Source organism: Methyloversatilis universalis FAM5 (assembly GCF_000214035.2).
GTDB lineage: Bacteria > Pseudomonadota > Gammaproteobacteria > Burkholderiales > Rhodocyclaceae > Methyloversatilis > Methyloversatilis universalis.
Genome location: NZ_AFHG01000052.1, coordinates 395740 through 412668 on the forward strand (window position 1 = coordinate 395740; position 16929 = coordinate 412668).

At 65.9% G+C, this 16929-nt stretch carries 18 protein-coding genes; 17 read left to right on the forward strand and 1 reads right to left on the reverse strand.

Annotated features, from left to right (window positions below; translation table 11 throughout):
- From flgC to flgJ, 8 genes are all read left to right on the forward strand, one after another.
- Positions 1-414, forward strand: a complete 414-nt coding sequence (gene flgC, locus METUNV1_RS12855; RefSeq protein WP_008062436.1) for a flagellar basal body rod protein FlgC — start codon at positions 1-3, stop codon at positions 412-414.
- A gap of 10 nt (positions 415-424) precedes the next feature.
- Positions 425-1102 carry a flagellar hook assembly protein FlgD gene (locus tag METUNV1_RS12860; protein WP_008062437.1) on the forward strand — a complete coding sequence of 226 codons (678 nt, stop codon included), beginning with the start codon at positions 425-427 and terminating at the stop codon, positions 1100-1102.
- Positions 1103-1116: 14 nt separating this feature from the next.
- Positions 1117-2334: a flagellar hook protein FlgE gene (gene flgE / locus METUNV1_RS12865; RefSeq protein ID WP_008062438.1), complete on the forward strand. Its 1218-nt coding sequence runs from the start codon at positions 1117-1119 to the stop codon at positions 2332-2334.
- Positions 2335-2353: 19 nt separating this feature from the next.
- A complete protein-coding gene (flgF, locus tag METUNV1_RS12870) occupies positions 2354-3094 on the forward strand; it encodes a flagellar basal-body rod protein FlgF (RefSeq protein ID WP_008062439.1) in 741 nt (246 codons plus the stop codon).
- A gap of 18 nt (positions 3095-3112) precedes the next feature.
- Entirely contained in the window at positions 3113-3895 is a 783-nt protein-coding gene (gene flgG / locus METUNV1_RS12875; protein WP_008062440.1) for a flagellar basal-body rod protein FlgG, read from the forward strand.
- A 20-nt stretch (positions 3896-3915) separates the two neighbouring features.
- Positions 3916-4614 (forward strand): flagellar basal body L-ring protein FlgH, encoded by a 699-nt coding sequence (locus tag METUNV1_RS12880; protein ID WP_051165236.1) that lies wholly within the window; start codon positions 3916-3918, stop codon positions 4612-4614.
- A 90-nt stretch (positions 4615-4704) separates the two neighbouring features.
- On the forward strand, positions 4705-5802 hold the full coding sequence (locus METUNV1_RS12885; RefSeq protein WP_008062442.1) for a flagellar basal body P-ring protein FlgI: 1098 nt from the start codon (positions 4705-4707) through the stop codon (positions 5800-5802).
- Position 5803: 1 nt separating this feature from the next.
- A complete protein-coding gene (flgJ, locus tag METUNV1_RS12890; RefSeq protein ID WP_008062443.1) occupies positions 5804-6769 on the forward strand; it encodes a flagellar assembly peptidoglycan hydrolase FlgJ in 966 nt (321 codons plus the stop codon).
- On the opposite strand, the gene METUNV1_RS12895 is transcribed toward flgJ, so the two are convergent.
- Positions 6761-7363 (reverse strand): hypothetical protein, encoded by a 603-nt coding sequence (locus METUNV1_RS12895; RefSeq protein WP_232416216.1) that lies wholly within the window; start codon positions 7361-7363, stop codon positions 6761-6763. The two genes, flgJ and METUNV1_RS12895, sit on opposite strands and share 9 nt — an antisense overlap.
- Positions 7364-7366: 3 nt before the next feature.
- On the opposite strand from METUNV1_RS12895, the gene flgK reads away from it, so the two are divergent.
- The 9 genes from flgK to asd all read left to right on the forward strand — a co-directional run bounded on the left by flgK (position 7367) and on the right by asd (position 16815).
- Complete coding sequence (flgK, locus tag METUNV1_RS12900; protein ID WP_008062444.1) at positions 7367-9310, forward strand: flagellar hook-associated protein FlgK; 1944 nt, start codon at positions 7367-7369, stop codon at positions 9308-9310.
- A gap of 11 nt (positions 9311-9321) precedes the next feature.
- The gene (flgL, locus tag METUNV1_RS12905; RefSeq protein WP_008062445.1) at positions 9322-10614 is read left to right on the forward strand and encodes a flagellar hook-associated protein FlgL; all 1293 of its coding nucleotides are present in this window, start codon (positions 9322-9324) and stop codon (positions 10612-10614) included.
- Between the two features lie 2 nt (positions 10615-10616).
- Entirely contained in the window at positions 10617-11072 is a 456-nt protein-coding gene (locus tag METUNV1_RS12910; RefSeq protein ID WP_008062446.1) for a hypothetical protein, read from the forward strand.
- Positions 11073-11129: 57 nt separating this feature from the next.
- Positions 11130-12287, forward strand: a complete 1158-nt coding sequence (locus METUNV1_RS12915) for an MFS transporter (protein WP_008062447.1) — start codon at positions 11130-11132, stop codon at positions 12285-12287.
- A 69-nt stretch (positions 12288-12356) separates the two neighbouring features.
- Positions 12357-13763 carry a 3-isopropylmalate dehydratase large subunit gene (gene leuC, locus METUNV1_RS12920; protein WP_008062448.1) on the forward strand — a complete coding sequence of 469 codons (1407 nt, stop codon included), beginning with the start codon at positions 12357-12359 and terminating at the stop codon, positions 13761-13763.
- Between the two features lie 41 nt (positions 13764-13804).
- Positions 13805-13927, forward strand: coding sequence for an entericidin A/B family lipoprotein (locus tag METUNV1_RS12925; RefSeq protein ID WP_008062449.1), 123 nt, complete (start codon positions 13805-13807; stop codon positions 13925-13927).
- Positions 13928-13947: 20 nt separating this feature from the next.
- Positions 13948-14586, forward strand: coding sequence for a 3-isopropylmalate dehydratase small subunit (gene leuD, locus METUNV1_RS12930; protein WP_008062450.1), 639 nt, complete (start codon positions 13948-13950; stop codon positions 14584-14586).
- Positions 14587-14604: 18 nt separating this feature from the next.
- Positions 14605-15678 carry a 3-isopropylmalate dehydrogenase gene (gene leuB / locus METUNV1_RS12935; protein ID WP_008062452.1) on the forward strand — a complete coding sequence of 358 codons (1074 nt, stop codon included), beginning with the start codon at positions 14605-14607 and terminating at the stop codon, positions 15676-15678.
- A gap of 21 nt (positions 15679-15699) precedes the next feature.
- Positions 15700-16815, forward strand: coding sequence for an aspartate-semialdehyde dehydrogenase (gene asd, locus METUNV1_RS12940; RefSeq protein ID WP_081471363.1), 1116 nt, complete (start codon positions 15700-15702; stop codon positions 16813-16815).
- Positions 16816-16929 lie beyond the last annotated feature (114 nt).

Below are 16929 nucleotides of genomic sequence, written 5' to 3' on the forward strand. Positions count from 1 at the left end.
ATGGCAGGCAACATGTTCAACGTTTTCGGCATCGCCGGTTCCGCACTGACTGCGCAATCGGTACGCCTGAACACCACGTCGAGCAATCTGGCCAACGCCGACTCGGTCGCATCCGCCGATGGCCGGCCCTATCGCGCCAAGCAGGTGGTGTTCGAAGTGAAGCCCTTCGCCGAAGGCGGCGAGGCACAGGGCGTACGCGTGACCCAGATCGTCGAGAGCGCGGCACCGATGCGCACGACCTTCGACCCCAACAATCCGGCTGCCGACGCGCAGGGCTATGTGCAGATGCCCAACGTCAATGTGGTGGAAGAGATGGTGAACATGATTTCAGCATCCCGCTCCTACCAGACCAACGCGGAAATGATGAACACCGCGAAGCAGCTGATGCTCAAGACACTCACCATCGGACAGTAAGGAGATCGCCATGGCCGTCAATTCCGTCAATGGATCGTCCAACGCGGACCTCTACGGATCCCTCAATGGCACCAAGAGCGACAAGCCGTCGGAACTGGATGCCGCGCAGAACCGCTTCCTGATGCTGCTCACCACCCAGCTGAAGATGCAGGACCCGCTCAGCCCGATGGACAACGCCCAGGTGACCTCGCAGCTCGCGCAGATCAGCACGGTCGATGGCATCACCAAGCTCAACAGCACGCTGGAACAGATGATGGCCAGTTCGACCGAGGCGCAGCAGCTGCAGGCGGCTGCGCTGGTCGGCCATGCGGTGCTGATCGAAGGCTCGGCGCTCAAGCTGGTCGAGGGCCAGTCCATGGGCGGCGTCGAACTGGCAGGGCCGGCCGATCAGGTTACGGTGACGATCAAGGGCGCCAACGGTGTGGTGGTGCGCGAAATCAATCTCGGCGACCAGGACGGCGGCGTCGTGCAGTTCGCGTGGGACGGCAAGGACAGCGCTGGCACGCCTGTTGCTCAGGATGGTGCGTACTCCTTCAGCGTGAAGGCAGTGCAGAAGGGCAAGACGGTGACCACCTCGCCGCTCGAACTGGCGGTGGTCAGCAGTGTGGAACGCAGTGGCGGCAACGTCCGCCTGAACGTCGGCCAGCAGGGGCTGGTCGCGATCGACGACATCAAGCAGATCTACTGATCGGGAGTTGAATCATGGCCTTCCAGCAAGGACTTTCCGGACTGAACATCGCCTCCAAGGCGCTCGACGCGATCAGCAACAACGTCGCGAACTCGACCACCGTGGGTTTCAAGCAGTCTCAGGCACAGTTCGCCGACATCTACGCAACCACGCTGGGCGGCGGCACCTCGAACCAGATCGGTATCGGCGCCCGCGTCAATGGCGTGGCTCAGCAGTTCTCCCAGGGCAACATCACCGTGACCAGCAATCCGCTGGACATCGCCATCAACGGTGAAGGCTTCTTCCGGATGAACAACAACGGCGATGTGCTGTATTCGCGCAACGGCCAGTTCAACGTCGACAAGAACGGCTACATCGTCAATGGCTCTGGCTATCGCCTGACCGGTTATGGCACCGATGCCAACGACAACATCGTGGTCACCGCGCCGATCGATCTGCGCATCGATACCGCGCTGACCGGTGCCCAGCCGAGTTCGACCACGCTGGCCAATCTGGCGGTCAACCTCGATTCCCGCCTGTCGCCGCCGGCCACCACGCCGTTCTCGCCGACCGACACCTCCAGCTTCTCCTACTCGACTTCGCTGACCGCCTACGACTCACTGGGCAATCCGCACATCATGTCGATGTATTTCGTGAAGTCCGCCACCGCGAACCAGTGGGACCTGCACACCTCGCTGGATGGCGGCGCGGCAACCGCGGCCACCACGCTCACCTTCAATTCCAACGGCGGTCTGGTCGGCCCGACCACGGTGGCGCAGTCGTTCGCCGTGGGCACCGGTGCCACCACGCCGCTGGCCTTCGATCTGGATCTCACTGGTTCCACCCAGTACGGCACCACCTTCAGCGTGAATTCGGTGGGTCAGGACGGTTACACCTCCGGTCGGCTGTCCGGCCTCACGGTGTCGCCGGAAGGCATCGTCCAGGGCCGCTACACCAACGGCCAGTCGCGCAACATCGGCCAGGTCGTGCTGGCGACGTTCCAGAATCCGGACGGCATGGTCCAGCTCGGCAGCAACGCCTGGGCGGAAACCTCCTTCTCCGGCCCGCCGGCGGTCGGTGCGCCGGCAACCGGCAACCGCGGCGGCCTGCAGCCGGGTGCCGTGGAAGATTCCAACGTCGATCTGACCGCCGAACTGGTGAACATGATCACGCAGCAGCGCGCCTACCAGGCCAATGCGCAGTCGATCAAGACCCAGGACCAGATCCTGCAGACGCTGGTCAACCTGCGCTGACGCGCACTGAGGAACCGTCATGGACCGCGTGATCTACACAGCGATGACCGGCGCGAAGTGGACGATGGAGCGTCAGGCTTCGGTCGCCCAGAATCTCGCCAATGCCTCGACCACCGGCTATCGCGCCGAAGAGCACCGTCTGCGCGCGGTGCCGGTGAAGAGCGAGGCGCTGCCGTCGCGTGCGTTCGTGGTCGATGCCAGCGTGAAGAACGATTACACGCCGGGCGTGCTGCAGCAGACCGGCCGTACCTTCGACATGGCCATACAGGGCAAGGGCTGGTTCGCGCTGGCCATGCCCGACGGCACCGAGGCCTATACCCGCAACGGTCATTTCCAGATCAGCCCGACCGGCATCCTGCAGAACGCCAACGGCCTGACGGTGCAGGGCGAAACCGGCCCGATCACCATTCCGCCTGACACCGAAGTGACGCTGGGCGCGGACGGCACGCTGTCCACGGTGCAGCGTACCGGCGGCGTCAATCAGGTCAATCCGGTCGGTCGGCTCAAGCTGGTCGATCCGCCGGAAAACACGCTGCGCCGCGGTGACGACGGCCTGTTCCGCGTGACCACGCCGGGACCCGCTCCGCAGGCACAGAACGTGCGTGTGGTGGGGGGCTTCCTCGAAGGCAGCAATGTGAATGTGGTCGATCAGGTGGTGGCGATGATTTCGCTGGCCCGCCAGTTCGAGATGCAGACCAAGATGCTGCAGACCGCGGAACGCAATGACCAGGCCGCTTCGCAGGTCCTGGGCAACAACTGACAACCGGAGTAACCGATCATGATTCGCTCGCTGTGGATTGCCCGCACCGGCATGGATGCACATCAGACTCAGCTCGATGTCATCACCAACAACTTGGCGAACGTCAGCACCAACGGTTTCAAGCGCGCCCGCGCCGTGTTCGAGGACATGCTGTATCAGACCCTGCGCCAGCCGGGCGCGCTGAACACGCAGCAGAACACGATTCCGTCGGGTCTGCAGATCGGTACCGGCGTGCGACCGGTGGCCACCGAGCGCATCCACACCCAGGGCAACATCCAGCAGACCGGCGGCACGCTGGACGTGGCCATCCAGGGCGAAGGCTTCTTCCAGATCCAGATGCCGGACGGCACGCTGTCCTACACCCGCGATGGCGCCTTCCAGAAGGATGCGCAGGGCGTGATGGTCACCTCCAGCGGTTTCCCAGTGCAGCCGCAGATCACCATTCCGGCGGATGCGCAGTCGGTCACCATCGGCCGTGACGGCGTGGTGAGCGTGCTGCAGCCCGGACAGGCCGCACCGACCCAGATCGGCCAGCTTCAGCTCGCGACCTTCGTCAATGCCGGCGGGCTGCAGAGCATGGGCGAGAACCTGTTCGTCGAGACCGCGTCCAGCGGCACGCCGACGCCGAACACCCCGGGCACCAATGGTGCCGGCCTGCTCAACCAGGGCTTCGTCGAAACGTCAAACGTGAACGTGGTCGAGGAACTGGTGCAGATGATCCAGACCCAGCGCGCCTACGAAATCAACTCGCGCGCGATCCAGACCTCGGACCAGATGCTGGCCCGCCTGACCCAGCTCTGATCGCGCCTGCGGAGACCGACATGAATCCCCGTCACCTCCATCTTGCCGCCCGCTGCGCAGGTTTTGCCGCCGTGCTGATTGCCGCGGCAATGCTTGCCGGCTGCGTCACCACCACGCCGCCGACCGCGGTTCATCAACCGATGACCATCCGCCCCGAGCCGCGTCCGCAGTACCAGACCAATGCCGGCGCGATCTATCAGCCGGGCGCTGTCCGGCCACTGTTCGAGGACCGTCGCGCCCGCATGGTCGGCGACACGCTGGTGATCAACATCAGCGAGCGCACCCAGGCTGCGAAGAAGGCGTCCAGCTCGGCCGACCGCACGCAGGAAATCACTACCGGCGTACCCAAGATTTCCGGCATGCCGTTCAAGAGCGCCCAGGGCATCGACATTTCCGCCAAGGGTGAAAACAAGTTCGCCGGCAAGGGCGCGTCGTCGGCTGACAACAACTTCACCGGCACCATCACGGTCACCGTGATCGAGGTGCTGCCGAACGGCAATCTGCTGGTGTCCGGCGAGAAGAAGGTGGCGATCAACCAGGGCGACGAATTCATCCGCTTCTCCGGCGTCGTGAATCCGACCCAGGTGACCGCCTCGAACACCGTGTCCTCGACCCAGGTCGCCGACGCACGCATCGAGTACCGCGCCAGCGGCTATATCGACGACGCGCAGGTGATGGGCTGGCTGGGCCGCTTCTTCCTCAGCTTCCTTCCGCTGTAACAGGTATTCAGGCCTCTTTTCCGGCCATCGTCCGCCACCGCCTCCACGTATAACGGAGGCTGTGGACACCGGCCCGGAGGGCGTATCGACATGAAGCGCATCCTTTCTTTCCTGCTGCTGGCGCTGCTGGCCAGTCCGGCGGTCCAGGCCGAACGCATCAAGGACCTGGCGTCGATTTCCGGCGTGCGCAACAACCAGCTCGTGGGCTATGGTCTGGTGGTCGGCCTCGACGGTTCGGGCGACCAGACCACGCAGACGCCCTTCACCGTGCAGAGCGTGATCAACATGCTGGGCAATATGGGTGTGACCCTGCCGCCCGGCCAGAACCTGCAGCTGAAGAACGTCGCTGCGGTCATGGTGACCGCCAGCCTGCCGCCTTTCGCGCGCCCGGGTCAGGGGATGGACGTCACCGTGTCCTCGATGGGCAATGCGAAGAGCCTGCGCGGCGGCACGCTGGTCATGACGCCGCTCAAGGGCGCCGACGGCCAGATCTACGGCATTGCGCAGGGCAATGTCGTGGTCGGCGGTGCCGGCGCCTCGGCCGGCGGTTCGTCGGTCACCATCAATCATCTGTCGGTCGGCCGCATCGCCGGCGGCGCCACAGTCGAACGTGCCGTGCCGTCCGCGGTGGGCGAGGGCGATTTCGTCCATCTGGAAACGCACACCACCGACTTCGGTACCACCCAGCGCATGGTCGATGCGATCAACGCGAACGTTGGCCAGGGCACCGCTGTGGCGGTTGACGCACGGCGAATACAGCTGCGTGCCCCGACCGATCCGAGCCAGCGCGTGGCCTTCATGAGCCGGGTCGAGAACCTGGACGTGACGCCGGCACAGCAGGCCGCCAAGGTGATCGTCAATTCGCGCACCGGTTCGGTGGTGATGAATCAGGCGGTTACGCTCGATACCTGCGCGGTGGCCCACGGCAACCTGTCGGTCACGGTCAGTTCTGATCCGGTCATCAGCCAGCCGGCGCCGCTGTCCGGCGGCCAGACCGCGGTGGCCGAGCGCAACCAGATCGACATCAAGCAGGAGGGTGGCGCGCTGATGAACGTGAAGAAGGGCGCCAACCTTGCCGAGGTGGTGAAGGCGCTGAACGCGCTGGGTGCCAACCCGCAGGATCTGATCATCATCCTGCAGGCGATGAAGGCGGCTGGCGCGCTGCGCGCCGAACTGGAAGTCATCTGAGATGGACAATCCGGCGCTCAATTCGCTGGCGTCCGACGTACGTGGCCTCGACACGCTGCGTCGGGCTGCCCGCGACAATTCGCCGGAGGCGCTGAAGGCGGCGGCCAAGCAGTTCGAGGCCATGTTCCTGCAGGTGGTGATCAAGTCGATGCGCGAGGCGTCGCACGGCGACGAGCTGTTCGGCGGGCAGGAAGGCAAGATGTTCCAGGACATGCTGGACCAGCAGTGGGCCCAGGTCATGACCGAAGGCGGCGGCACCGGCCTGGCCCGGGTGCTGGAGCGTCAGCTGTCGGCCAACGCCCGCAGCGCCGACACCTCGATCACGCCGCCGCTCAAGCCGCTGTCCGAGTCCGGACTGTTCCAGGGGCTGCCGCAGATGCCGGCAGCGGCAAGGTCTGCCGCCCTGCGGCAGAGTCTGCAGGCGGGCACCGCCAGCGCCGAGGACATCGAAGCCGCCATTGCCGAACTGACGCCGCCGCGCGGGCGCGATGTGCCGGAGCATGCCCGGGCCTTTGTCGAGCGGGTATGGCCGGCCGCGCTGTCCGCCAGCCGCGCCACCGGCATTCCGGCGCAGTTCCTGGTGGCCCAGGCCGCGCTGGAAACCGGCTGGGGGCGGGCAGAACTGAGTGCGGCCGACGGCTCGCCCAGCCACAACCTGTTCAACATCAAGGCCGGCAGCAGCTGGCAGGGCGACACGGTCACCGTGACCGCCAGCGAGTACGTCGATGGCCGCTGGGTGAAGCAGCCGGATGCCTTCCGCCGCTACGGCTCGTACGAAGAGAGCTTTGCCGACTACGCGCGGCTGCTGAAGAGCCAGCCGCGCTACGCCCCGGTACTGGGGGCGCAGGACGCCGGCAGCTTCGCCCGTGGCCTGCAGCAGGCCGGCTATGCGACCGATCCGGCCTACGCGGACAAACTGCAGCGCATCATCAACGGCCCGCTGCTGCGGGCAGCACTTTCAGGCTGAGCGCGCCGCCGGCAGCAGCGCAAGACAGCGCGCGCGTATCGCGCTCGCCTGGTTGACCGCGCCGGCCTCCAGCAGCGCCTTTTCGCAGGCCAGCAGGGCGCGTCGCAGGCTGGCTTCGTCGGTCGCTTCACGCAGCAGCGGTTTCAGGGCGTCCGTTTTCCCGCGCAATGCGCGCTCCACGCTTTCCATCAGATAGAGCCTGGCCAGCGCCAGCGACTTGCGTTCGACCGGCGCCGTCCCGCCGGGCTCGGCGCCTGGCGTCAGCGTGAGCAGCTTCAGCTCGATGAGCCGGCTCAGGGCGGCGCGGCTTTCGGCGTCCCCTGACGATGGCCGGCCGAGCGCGGCAAGCAGGGCGGCAAAATCCTGCCGCCCGTCCGCAACGATGAGCAGCGCCCGCTCGAAAGGACTGAGCCGCAGTCTGCGCGCAACCATCTCGGCGCGACCTTCCTGCGTCTTGAAAGCCACGTCGGTGGCGGAAATGCGCAATTCCGGAACAAGCATCCGGTGATTGTCCGCCCGCACTGTGACGACAATAAAAAGGAGCTGGCAAACCTTTTGCTTTGATGGGTCCAGACAGTGCTGACGAGACGTCACATCATGGGAACCCAGCTCTACAACATCGGTATCACCGGACTCAATGCGGCCCAGGCCGCGCTGGTCACGACCGGTCACAACATTTCGAACGCCGCGACTGCCGGCTATACGCGGCAGCAGGTCATCATCGGTACCAACGACCCCCAGCTGACCGGGGGCGGTTATCTGGGCCAGGGCGCCCGGGTCGAAACGGTACGTCGCATCTACAGCCAGTTCCTGAGCGCCCAGGTGATGGAGGCGCGGACCCAGAGTGCCGAATACACGGCCTACTCGGAGCAGATCGGCGCGCTCGACAATCTGCTGGCTGACCAGCAGGCCGGCATGTCGCCCGCGATGGCCGATTTCTTCAACGCGCTGCAGGGCGTGACCGCCTCGCCTTCGTCGCTGGCCGCGCGTCAGTCGGTCGTTTCGGCGGCGCAGGCGATGACTGCACGCTTCAATTCGCTGGACCTGCGCATGGATCAAGTCCGCGACCAGCTCAACGGCGAAATTTCCGGCGCGGTCGGCGAAATCAATCAGCTGGTCGGCCAGATCGCCCGCTATAACGATCAGATCGCGGTGGCCCAGTCGATCACCGGCCCCAACCGCCTCGCCAACGACATGCTGGATGCGCGCGAACGGCTGATCAGCGAGCTGAACGACATCGTGCGGGTCACCCAGCTGCAGCAGACCGACGGCTCGATCAACCTGTTCATCGGCAATGGCCAGCCGGTGGTGGTGGGGGGCAGCGCCTTCACGCTGACCGCTTCGCCTTCGGTCGAGGATGCCAGCCGCACCGAAGTGACCTACACCGCACCGGGCGGCACCGTGCTGCGTCTGCAGGAGGAGTCCCTGAGCGGAGGCAAGCTGGGCGGGCTGCTGTCCTTCCGCCGCAATACGCTGGACGAGGCGCAGAATGCACTGGGGCGCGTCGCGCTGGGCATCGCCGAGCAGTTCAACGCGCAGCATCTGCTCGGCCAGGACCTGAACGGCGCGCTCGGTACCCAGTTCTTCAACTCGATGAACGGTTCGGCGCTGCCGGCCAGCACCAACAGCACCGTGGCGGCGGCCCAGGTCAACGTCACGATCAACGATTCGTCCACGCTGACCACCAGCGATTACCGGCTGCGCTTCGACGGCAGCAACTACACGCTGACCCGCCTCTCGGACAACACGAGCTGGACCGCCGCCACGCTGGGCGGCCTGCCGCCCGCCGGCAGCCCGCAGGGCTTCACGCTGGATTCCGGCGCCACCACGATGGCGGCCGGCGACAGCTTCCTGATCCAGCCGACGCGGAATGCCGCGAGCGACATCCGCACCGTGCTGTCCGACCCGCGCATGCTGGCGGTGGCGATGCCGGTCAGCACGTCCGCGGCGCTGGCCAACACCGGCACCGGCCGCATCAGCGCCGGTACGGTCACCTCGACAACCGGCCTTCCGCTGGGTGGGCCCATCACCCTCACCTTTGACGCCGCGACCAACACCTTCAACGTGGTGGGCGGCCCGGGCGGCACCCTGGCCTATGATCCGACCACCGAATCTGCCGGCAAGAGTTTCACCTTTGCCGGTCAGGGCGGTTTCACCTTCGAGCTGTCGGGCACGCCGCGCAACGGTGACACCTTCACCATCCAGGCCAACGCGAGCGGTCAGGGCGACAACCGCAACCTGCTGGCGCTGGCCGCGCTCCAGGGCGGCAAGACGCTTGCCTCCGGGACCACCGGTTTCCAGGGCGCCTACGCGCAGATGGTGGCCGACATCGGTTCCCAGGCACGCGAGGTCAAGGTGAATCAGTCGGCACAGACCGTGCTTCTGAATCGGGTAACCGAGTCGCAGCAGTCCCTGTCCGGCGTCAATCTCGATGAAGAGGCCGCCAACCTGCTCCGTTACCAGCAGGCCTACCAGGCCGCCGGCAAGATGATCGAACTGGCCAGCCGGCTGTTCGACACCGTGCTGCAGCTCGGCGGCTGAGGAGAAGCGTGATGCGCATATCGACCAATACCCTGTACGAAACCGGTACCGCCGGGCTGCTGCGCCAGAGTACCGACCTGTTCCGGCTGCAGCAGCAGCTGTCGACCGGCCGCCGCGTGCTGGCCCCGTCGGACGATCCGGTGGCGTCTGCCCGCGCGCTCGAGATCGACCAGTCCAAGTCGATGAACGACCAGTACGCGCTGAACCGGCGCGACGCCACCAGCGCGCTCGGCTTTGCCGAGTCACAGCTGGCGACTGCCGGCGAACTGCTGGGCACCATACGCGAGCGGCTGGTGCAGGCGCGCAGCGCCGCGCTGGCGGATTCCGACCGCAAGGCCATCGCCACCGACATCCGTGCGATGTTTTCGGAAATGATGGGCATCGCCAATTCGCGCGACGCCTTCGGCGACTATCTGTTCAGCGGTTACAAGAGCACGACGCAGCCGTTCTCGGGCAGTGTCGAGGCCGGCGTGAGCTACGCGGGCGACGACGGGCAGCGCGAGGCGCAGGTGGCGAGCAACCGTCGGCTGGCGATCAGCGATTCCGGCAGCAGCGTGTTCATGCGTGCCCCGTCCGGCAACGGCAACTTCTCGCTGACGCCAGACCCGGCCAACCGCGGTACCGCGGTGCTCGACAGCGGTGGCGTCAGCGACATGAGCAAGTGGAGCGATCCGAACAATCCGGGCGACTTCGACATCGTGTTCGCGGTGTCCGGCGGCGTCACCACCTACGACATCATCGACAACAGCAGCGGCAATTCGCTGCTCACCGGCGCTGCGCCCGGTGGTGCGCCGCTGCCGCGCGTATTCCAGAAGGGCGACACCATCACGCTGCGCTCGAACGGCGGTTCTGAGCCGCCGTTCGACTTCGGTGCGCGCTTCTCGATGACCGGCGCCCCGGCCGATGGCGACCGGGTGTCGATGAAGATCAGCAGTGCCCAGAGCGTGTTCGACACGATAGGCGATGTCATCCTGGCGCTGGAGCAGCCGGCTTCCGGTGACGCCAACGCGCTGGCCAAGGTGAGCAATGCCATCGGTTCGGCCATGTCCAACATCGATCAGGCGACCGACAATCTGCTGACCGCACGCGCGCGCATCGGCTCGCGCAGCACTGAACTGTCCGCGCTCGATTCGCTGGGCGACGAGGTGAATCTGCAGTTCGAAACCTCGCTGTCGAACCTGCGCGACCTGAACTACACCGAAGCGATCAGCAAGCTCACGCAGAACCTGTCCTACTTCCAGGCCGCCCAGCAGTCCTTCATGAAGGTGTCGGGTCTGTCGCTGTTCAACTACATCGGGGCCTGAGCATGAAAGCGCCGCTCATCGTCGCCCTCACGCTGGCCGTCGCGGCGGCGGGCTGTTCGACGCTCGACCGCTCGCTGCCCAGCCGCACCAGCAGCTTCATTCCGAACACGCAGCTGCGGCTGACGCCCGGCTACACCACGACGCCGGAAAAGCTCATCTACTTCGCCGGCGCGGCCTACGTCGCCTATCTGGTGCTCGACCCGATGGCGCCGAACTGGGAAATCGAGGAGGCGAAGCTGTCCGACGACACCTACTTTCTCGGCATGAAGAAGATGCGCACCCGCGCCGGCGGCGAGGGCGAAGCGCGCATGGTGTTCCGGCGCCGCGCCGAACAGCTGGCGCGTGCCGGCGGCTTTGCCGGCTACGACATCGTGAGCTACAGCGAAGGCATACAGTCCGACCTGATCGCGCAGCGCGTGGGCGAGGGCGTGGTGCAGCTGCGTCGCGGCATGCAGTAGGCGCGCAGGCCGGAGCGGGCGGGCGCCGTGACCCGGCGCTGCGGTACACTGCCGCCGATGCCGCTCCCCTACTGGCGACTGTCCGCCTACTACCTCTTCTATTTCGCCTTCGTCGGCGCCTTTTCACCGTACTTCGGGCTCTACCTGTCGTCGATCGGCTTCTCCGCGGCCGACATCGCCATCGTCATGTCACTGATGCAGGTGATGCGCATCCTCGCGCCCAGCCTGTGGGGCTGGCTGGCAGACCGCATCGGCGCCCGCACGCCCATCATCCGCGGCGCCGGCATGGCCAGTCTGGCCGGATTCCTGATCTTTTTCGGCACCGAGCAGTTCATCGGCGTGTTCATTGCGATGGCGCTCATGTCCTTCTTCTGGAGCGCCTCGCTGCCGCTGGTCGAGGCGCTCACGCTGGAACATCTGAAATCGAAGGTGGCCCGCTACGGCGCCATTCGCGTGTGGGGCTCGATCGGCTTCGTCATCACCGTGCTGCTGCTGGGCGAAATGCTGGACCGCACCGGTCTGCGCGCGGTGCTGTGGGCGTGCAGCCTGATTCTCGGCGGCATCTGTCTGTTCGCGTTCAGCCTGCCGGAAGCGCCTGAGCACGCCGACCGGCCGCGTGCCACCGAAGGGCTGCGCGACATCCTGCGGCGGCGGCCGGTCGCCGGTCTGTTCGGCGCAGCCTTCTTCATGAGCTGCGCGCATGGCGCGCTCTACGTCTTCTATTCCATCCATCTGGACGAGCACGGCTACAGCAAGAGCCTGATCGGCGCGCTGTGGACGCTGGGCGTGCTGGCCGAGATCGGGGTATTCCTGTGGATGCCTTCGCTGATGCGGCGCTTCTCGCTGCGCACCATGCTGCTGGCCGCGCTGTTCGCCGCTGTGCTGCGTTTCGCGGTGATCGGTTTCATGGTCGAGTCGCTGGCCTGGCTGCTGGCTGCCCAGCTGCTGCACGGCCTCACCTTCGGCGCCTTCCACGCCAGTTCGGTGGCGGCGCTGAACCAGTGGTTCGATGCGCGCCAGCAGGGCCGGGCGCAGGCGCTGTACGGCAGCGTGTCCTTCGGCGCCGGCGGCATGGTGGGCGGGCTGATCAGCGGCTGGCTGTGGGCGCCCTTCGGCGGCGGCTGGGCGTTCGCGCTCAGTTCGCTGTTCGCGCTGGCCGGCTGTGTGCTGCTGGCGCGACTGTGGCATCCGGACGAGGTGGTCCGCGCCGGCTGAGCCGGGCGGCCGGATGCTGCGCCGCAAGGTTATAATCCCCGGTTTCGCTGATCAGCCGGAATCGTTGCAATGGCGCAGACGCTTTACGACAAGCTGTGGTCCAGTCACGTGGTGCATACCGAGGAAGACGGTACCGCACTGCTCTACATCGACCGCCACCTGGTACATGAAGTGACCAGCCCGCAGGCCTTCGAAGGCCTGCGTCTGGCCAACCGCAAGCCCTGGCGCGTGGATTCCATCGTCGCCACGGCCGACCACAACGTGCCGACCGACCGCGCGGAACAGGGCATCGCCGACCCGACCTCGCGTGCCCAGGTCGAAACGCTGGATGCCAACATCCGCGCCTTCGGCGCGCTGGCCTATTTCCCCTTCCGCGACAAGCGTCAGGGCATCGTGCATGTGATCGGCCCGGAAAACGGCGCCACGCTGCCCGGCATGACCGTCGTCTGCGGCGACTCGCACACCTCGACTCACGGCGCCTTCGGCTGTCTGGCACACGGCATCGGCACCTCCGAGGTCGAGCACGTGATGGCGACCCAGTGCCTGCTGCAGAAGAAGTCGAAGTCCATGCTCATCCGCGTTGAAGGCGAACTGGGCAAGGGCGTGAGCGCCAAGGACATCGCGCTCCACTTCATCGGCGTCATCGGCACTGCCGGCGGCACCGGCTACGCGATCGAGTTCGGTGGTTCGGCCATCCGTGGCCTGTCGATGGAAGGCCGCATGACCCTGTGCAATATGGCGATCGAGGGCGGTGCCCGCGCCGGCATGGTGGCGGTCGACGACACCACGATCGACTACCTGCGCGGTCGCCCGTTCTCGCCGCGCGGCGACCAGTGGGACCGTGCGGTCGAGTACTGGCGCACGCTGAAATCGGACGAGGGCGCGCAGTTCGACCGCGTGGTCGACATCGACGCCCGCCGCATCCTGCCGCAGGTGACCTGGGGGACTTCGCCGGAAATGGTGACCGACGTGCGCGGCCAGGTGCCGGCGCCGGAAGATTTCGCCGATCCGGTCAAGCGCGAGGGCGTGGCCCGGGCGCTGCAGTACATGGGGCTCACCCCGCGCACGCCGATCGACCAGATCCGCATCGACAAGGTGTTCATCGGCTCCTGTACCAATTCGCGCATCGAGGATCTGCGCGCCGCCGCGCGCGTGGTCGAGGGCCGTCGCGTGGCCGACAACGTGAAGCTGGCGCTGGTGGTGCCGGGTTCCGGCCTGGTCAAGGCGCAGGCCGAGGCCGAAGGTCTGGACAAGGTGTTCAAGGCCGCCGGCTTCGAGTGGCGCGAGCCCGGCTGTTCGATGTGTCTGGCGATGAACGCCGACCGGCTGGAGCCGGGCGAGCGCTGCGCCTCGACCTCGAACCGCAATTTTGAAGGCCGCCAGGGTGCCGGCGGACGCACCCATCTGGTCAGTCCGCAGATGGCGGCGGCGGCGGCGATCGCCGGCCGTTTCGCCGATGTGCGTGAAATCGTCTGAGTCGGTGAGCCACCGATTTTCCGTGTGAGGAAGAGCAGAGCATGAAGCTGATTGCCGTGATCATGAGCGCGATGACCCTGATGCTGGCCGGTTGCAACACGGTCGAAGGCATCGGCAAGGACATCAAGAAGGGTGGCGAAGCCATCGAGAAGTCCGCGAGATAAGCGGCGGAGCAAGGACAGTCATGAAAGCATTCACCACGCTCGACGGCCTGGTCGCACCGCTGGACCGCGCCAACGTCGATACCGACGCCATCATCCCGAAGCAGTACCTGAAGTCGATCAAGCGCTCGGGCTTCGGCCCGACCCTGTTCGACGAATGGCGCTATCTCGATGTCGGCGAACCGGGTCAGGATCACTCGAAGCGCCCGCAGAACCCGGACTTCGTGCTGAACCAGCCGCGTTTCCAGGGCGCCAGCGTGCTGCTGGTGCGCGAGAACTTCGGCTGTGGCTCGTCGCGCGAACACGCGCCGTGGGCGATCGAGGACTTCGGCTTCCGGGCCATCATCGGCACCACCTTCGCCGACATTTTCTACAGCAACTGTTTCAAGAACGGCCTGCTGCCGATCCGACTGCCGGAGAAGGAAGTCGAGCAGCTGTTCCTGCAGTGCGCCGGCACGCCGGGCTATCGCCTCACCATCGATCTCGACCAGCAAGTGGTGCGCCGTCCGGACGGCCACGCCATCAAGTTCGACGTCGATCCCTTCCGCAAGTACTGCCTGCTCAACGGTTTCGACGACATCGGCCTGACCCTGCGCCATGCCGACAAGATCCGCGAGTTCGAGGCGCGCCGCCGCATCGAGCAGCCCTGGCTGTTTGCCTGACCACCTCTGGAGTCATTCGTGAAAGTCTGTGTTCTCGCCGGCGACGGCATCGGTCCCGAAATCACCGCCGAGGCACTGCGCGTGCTGGAAGCGCTGCGTGCCGACGGCCTGAAGATCGAATTCGAGCACGCGCTGCTCGGCGGCCGTGCGGTGGACGCCACCGGTGATCCCTACCCGGAAGCGACCTCGAAGCTGGCGCGCGAAGCCGACGCCATCCTGCTCGGTGCCGTGGGCGGACCGAAGTGGGACACGCTGCCGCGCGAACAGCGCCCGGAGCGCGGCCTGCTGCGCATCCGCTCCGAACTGGGCGTGTTCGCCAACCTGCGCCCGGCCATCCTGTATCCGGAACTGGCCAACGCCTCGTCGCTGAAGCCGGAAATCGTGTCCGGCCTCGACATCCTGATCGTGCGCGAACTGACCGGCGACATCTACTTCGGCCAGCCGCGCGGCATCGAGGTGCGCGACACGCAGTGGGGCGAACAGCGTGTGGGCTGGAACACCATGATCTACGCCGAGGAAGAGATCCGCCGCATCGGCCGGGTCGCTTTCGAGGCCGCCCGCAAGCGCGGCAAGAAGCTGTGCTCGGTCGACAAGATGAACGTGCTCGAGTGCACCCAGCTGTGGCGCGAAGTCATGATCGATCTGTCCAAGGACTACCCGGACGTCGAACTGAGCCACATGCTGGTCGACAACGCCGCCATGCAGCTGGTGAAGGCGCCCAAGCAGTTCGACGTGGTGGTGACCGGAAACATGTTCGGCGACATCCTGTCCGATGAAGCATCCATGCTCACCGGCTCGATCGGCATGCTGCCGTCGGCCTCGCTGGACGCGAACAACAAGGGCCTTTACGAGCCCAGCCACGGCTCGGCCCCGGACATCGCCGGTCAGGGCGTGGCCAATCCGCTGGCCACCATCCTGTCGGCGGCGATGATGCTGCGCTACAGCTTCGGCAACGAAGCCGCCGCGGTGCGCATCGAGAACGCGGTGCGCAAGGTGCTGGCCCAGGGCTACCGCACCGGTGACATCTTCGAGCCGGGCACGACCCGGGTCGGTACGAAGCAGATGGGCGACGCCGTACTGGCCGCCCTGTAAGAGACGGACGAGGAAACGGACATGTTGAAGCTCGGTATGGTGGGTTGGCGCGGCATGGTGGGCTCTGTGCTCATGCAGCGCATGCGTGAGGAAAACGATTTCGCGCTGGTGGAGCCGGTGTTCTTCACCACCTCCAGCGTCGGCGCCGCCGGCCCGGACGTGGGCCAGGGCAGCGCGCCGCTGCTGGACGCGACCGACGTTGCCCAGCTGGCGAAGATGGACGCCATCATCACCTGCCAGGGCGGCGACTACACCAATGAGGTGTATCCGAAGCTGCGCGCCGCCGGCTGGAAGGGCTACTGGATCGACGCCGCCTCCGCGCTGCGCATGAAGGACGACGCCATCATCATCCTCGACCCGGTCAACATGGGCGTGATCAAGGACGGTCTGGCGCGCGGCGTGAAGGACTACATCGGCGGCAACTGCACGGTCAGCCTGATGCTGATGGGCGTCGGTGCGCTGTTCTCGGCCGGTCTGGTCGAATGGATGACCGCCATGACCTACCAGGCGGCCTCCGGCGCCGGCGCGCAGAACATGCGCGAACTGCTGTCGCAGATGGGCACGCTGCACGGTGTGGCCGCCCCGATGCTGAAGGACAGCGCCTCGGCCATTCTCGACATCGACCGCGTGGTCACCGACAGCCTGCGCAGCGCCGATTTCCCGAAGAAGAACTTCGGCGCGCCGCTGGCCGGCTCGCTCATCCCCTACATCGACAAGGAACTGGAGAGCGGTCAGAGCAAGGAAGAGTGGAAGGGCCAGGTCGAAACCAACAAGATCCTCGGTCGCAGCGGCGCCGACATCACGCCGATCGACGGCATCTGCGTGCGGATTGGCGCGATGCGCTGCCATTCGCAGGCGCTCACCATCAAGTTGAAGCGCGACGTGCCGTTGGACGAGATCGAAAGCATGATCCGCGAAGCCAACGACTGGGTGAAGTTCGTACCCAACCATCGCGAGGACAGCATGCGCGACCTGACGCCGGCCGCGGTCAGCGGTTCGCTGACCATTCCGGTCGGTCGCGTGCGCAAGCTCAACATGGGTCCGGACTACCTCGGTGCCTTCACCTGCGGCGACCAGCTGCTGTGGGGCGCCGCCGAACCGCTTCGCCGCATGCTGCGTATCCTGGTCGAAGCCTGACGGCGCACCCGACACGCTGCCTGCCGCAGGCAGCGTGTCGTAACAGACAGTTTCGCAACATAAAGCGACGACTGAGCTTGCAGGGCTAAGACCATGATGTTATTTTGAGAATTG

Excerpts from the sequence above, each read along its gene's own strand:
- flgC (WP_008062436.1), top strand. The coding sequence starts at position 1 with ATGGCAGGCAACATGTTCAACGTTTTCGGCATCGCCGGTTCCGCACTG.
- METUNV1_RS12860 (WP_008062437.1), top strand. The coding sequence starts at position 425 with ATGGCCGTCAATTCCGTCAATGGATCGTCCAACGCGGACCTCTACGGA.
- flgE (WP_008062438.1), top strand. The coding sequence starts at position 1,117 with ATGGCCTTCCAGCAAGGACTTTCCGGACTGAACATCGCCTCCAAGGCG.
- flgF (WP_008062439.1), top strand. The coding sequence starts at position 2,354 with ATGGACCGCGTGATCTACACAGCGATGACCGGCGCGAAGTGGACGATG.
- flgG (WP_008062440.1), top strand. The coding sequence starts at position 3,113 with ATGATTCGCTCGCTGTGGATTGCCCGCACCGGCATGGATGCACATCAG.
- METUNV1_RS12880 (WP_051165236.1), top strand. The coding sequence starts at position 3,916 with ATGAATCCCCGTCACCTCCATCTTGCCGCCCGCTGCGCAGGTTTTGCC.
- METUNV1_RS12885 (WP_008062442.1), top strand. The coding sequence starts at position 4,705 with ATGAAGCGCATCCTTTCTTTCCTGCTGCTGGCGCTGCTGGCCAGTCCG.
- flgJ (WP_008062443.1), top strand. The coding sequence starts at position 5,804 with ATGGACAATCCGGCGCTCAATTCGCTGGCGTCCGACGTACGTGGCCTC.
- flgK (WP_008062444.1), top strand. The coding sequence starts at position 7,367 with ATGGGAACCCAGCTCTACAACATCGGTATCACCGGACTCAATGCGGCC.
- flgL (WP_008062445.1), top strand. The coding sequence starts at position 9,322 with ATGCGCATATCGACCAATACCCTGTACGAAACCGGTACCGCCGGGCTG.
- METUNV1_RS12910 (WP_008062446.1), top strand. The coding sequence starts at position 10,617 with ATGAAAGCGCCGCTCATCGTCGCCCTCACGCTGGCCGTCGCGGCGGCG.
- METUNV1_RS12915 (WP_008062447.1), top strand. The coding sequence starts at position 11,130 with ATGCCGCTCCCCTACTGGCGACTGTCCGCCTACTACCTCTTCTATTTC.
- leuC (WP_008062448.1), top strand. The coding sequence starts at position 12,357 with ATGGCGCAGACGCTTTACGACAAGCTGTGGTCCAGTCACGTGGTGCAT.
- METUNV1_RS12925 (WP_008062449.1), top strand. The coding sequence starts at position 13,805 with ATGAAGCTGATTGCCGTGATCATGAGCGCGATGACCCTGATGCTGGCC.
- leuD (WP_008062450.1), top strand. The coding sequence starts at position 13,948 with ATGAAAGCATTCACCACGCTCGACGGCCTGGTCGCACCGCTGGACCGC.
- asd (WP_081471363.1), top strand. The coding sequence starts at position 15,700 with ATGTTGAAGCTCGGTATGGTGGGTTGGCGCGGCATGGTGGGCTCTGTG.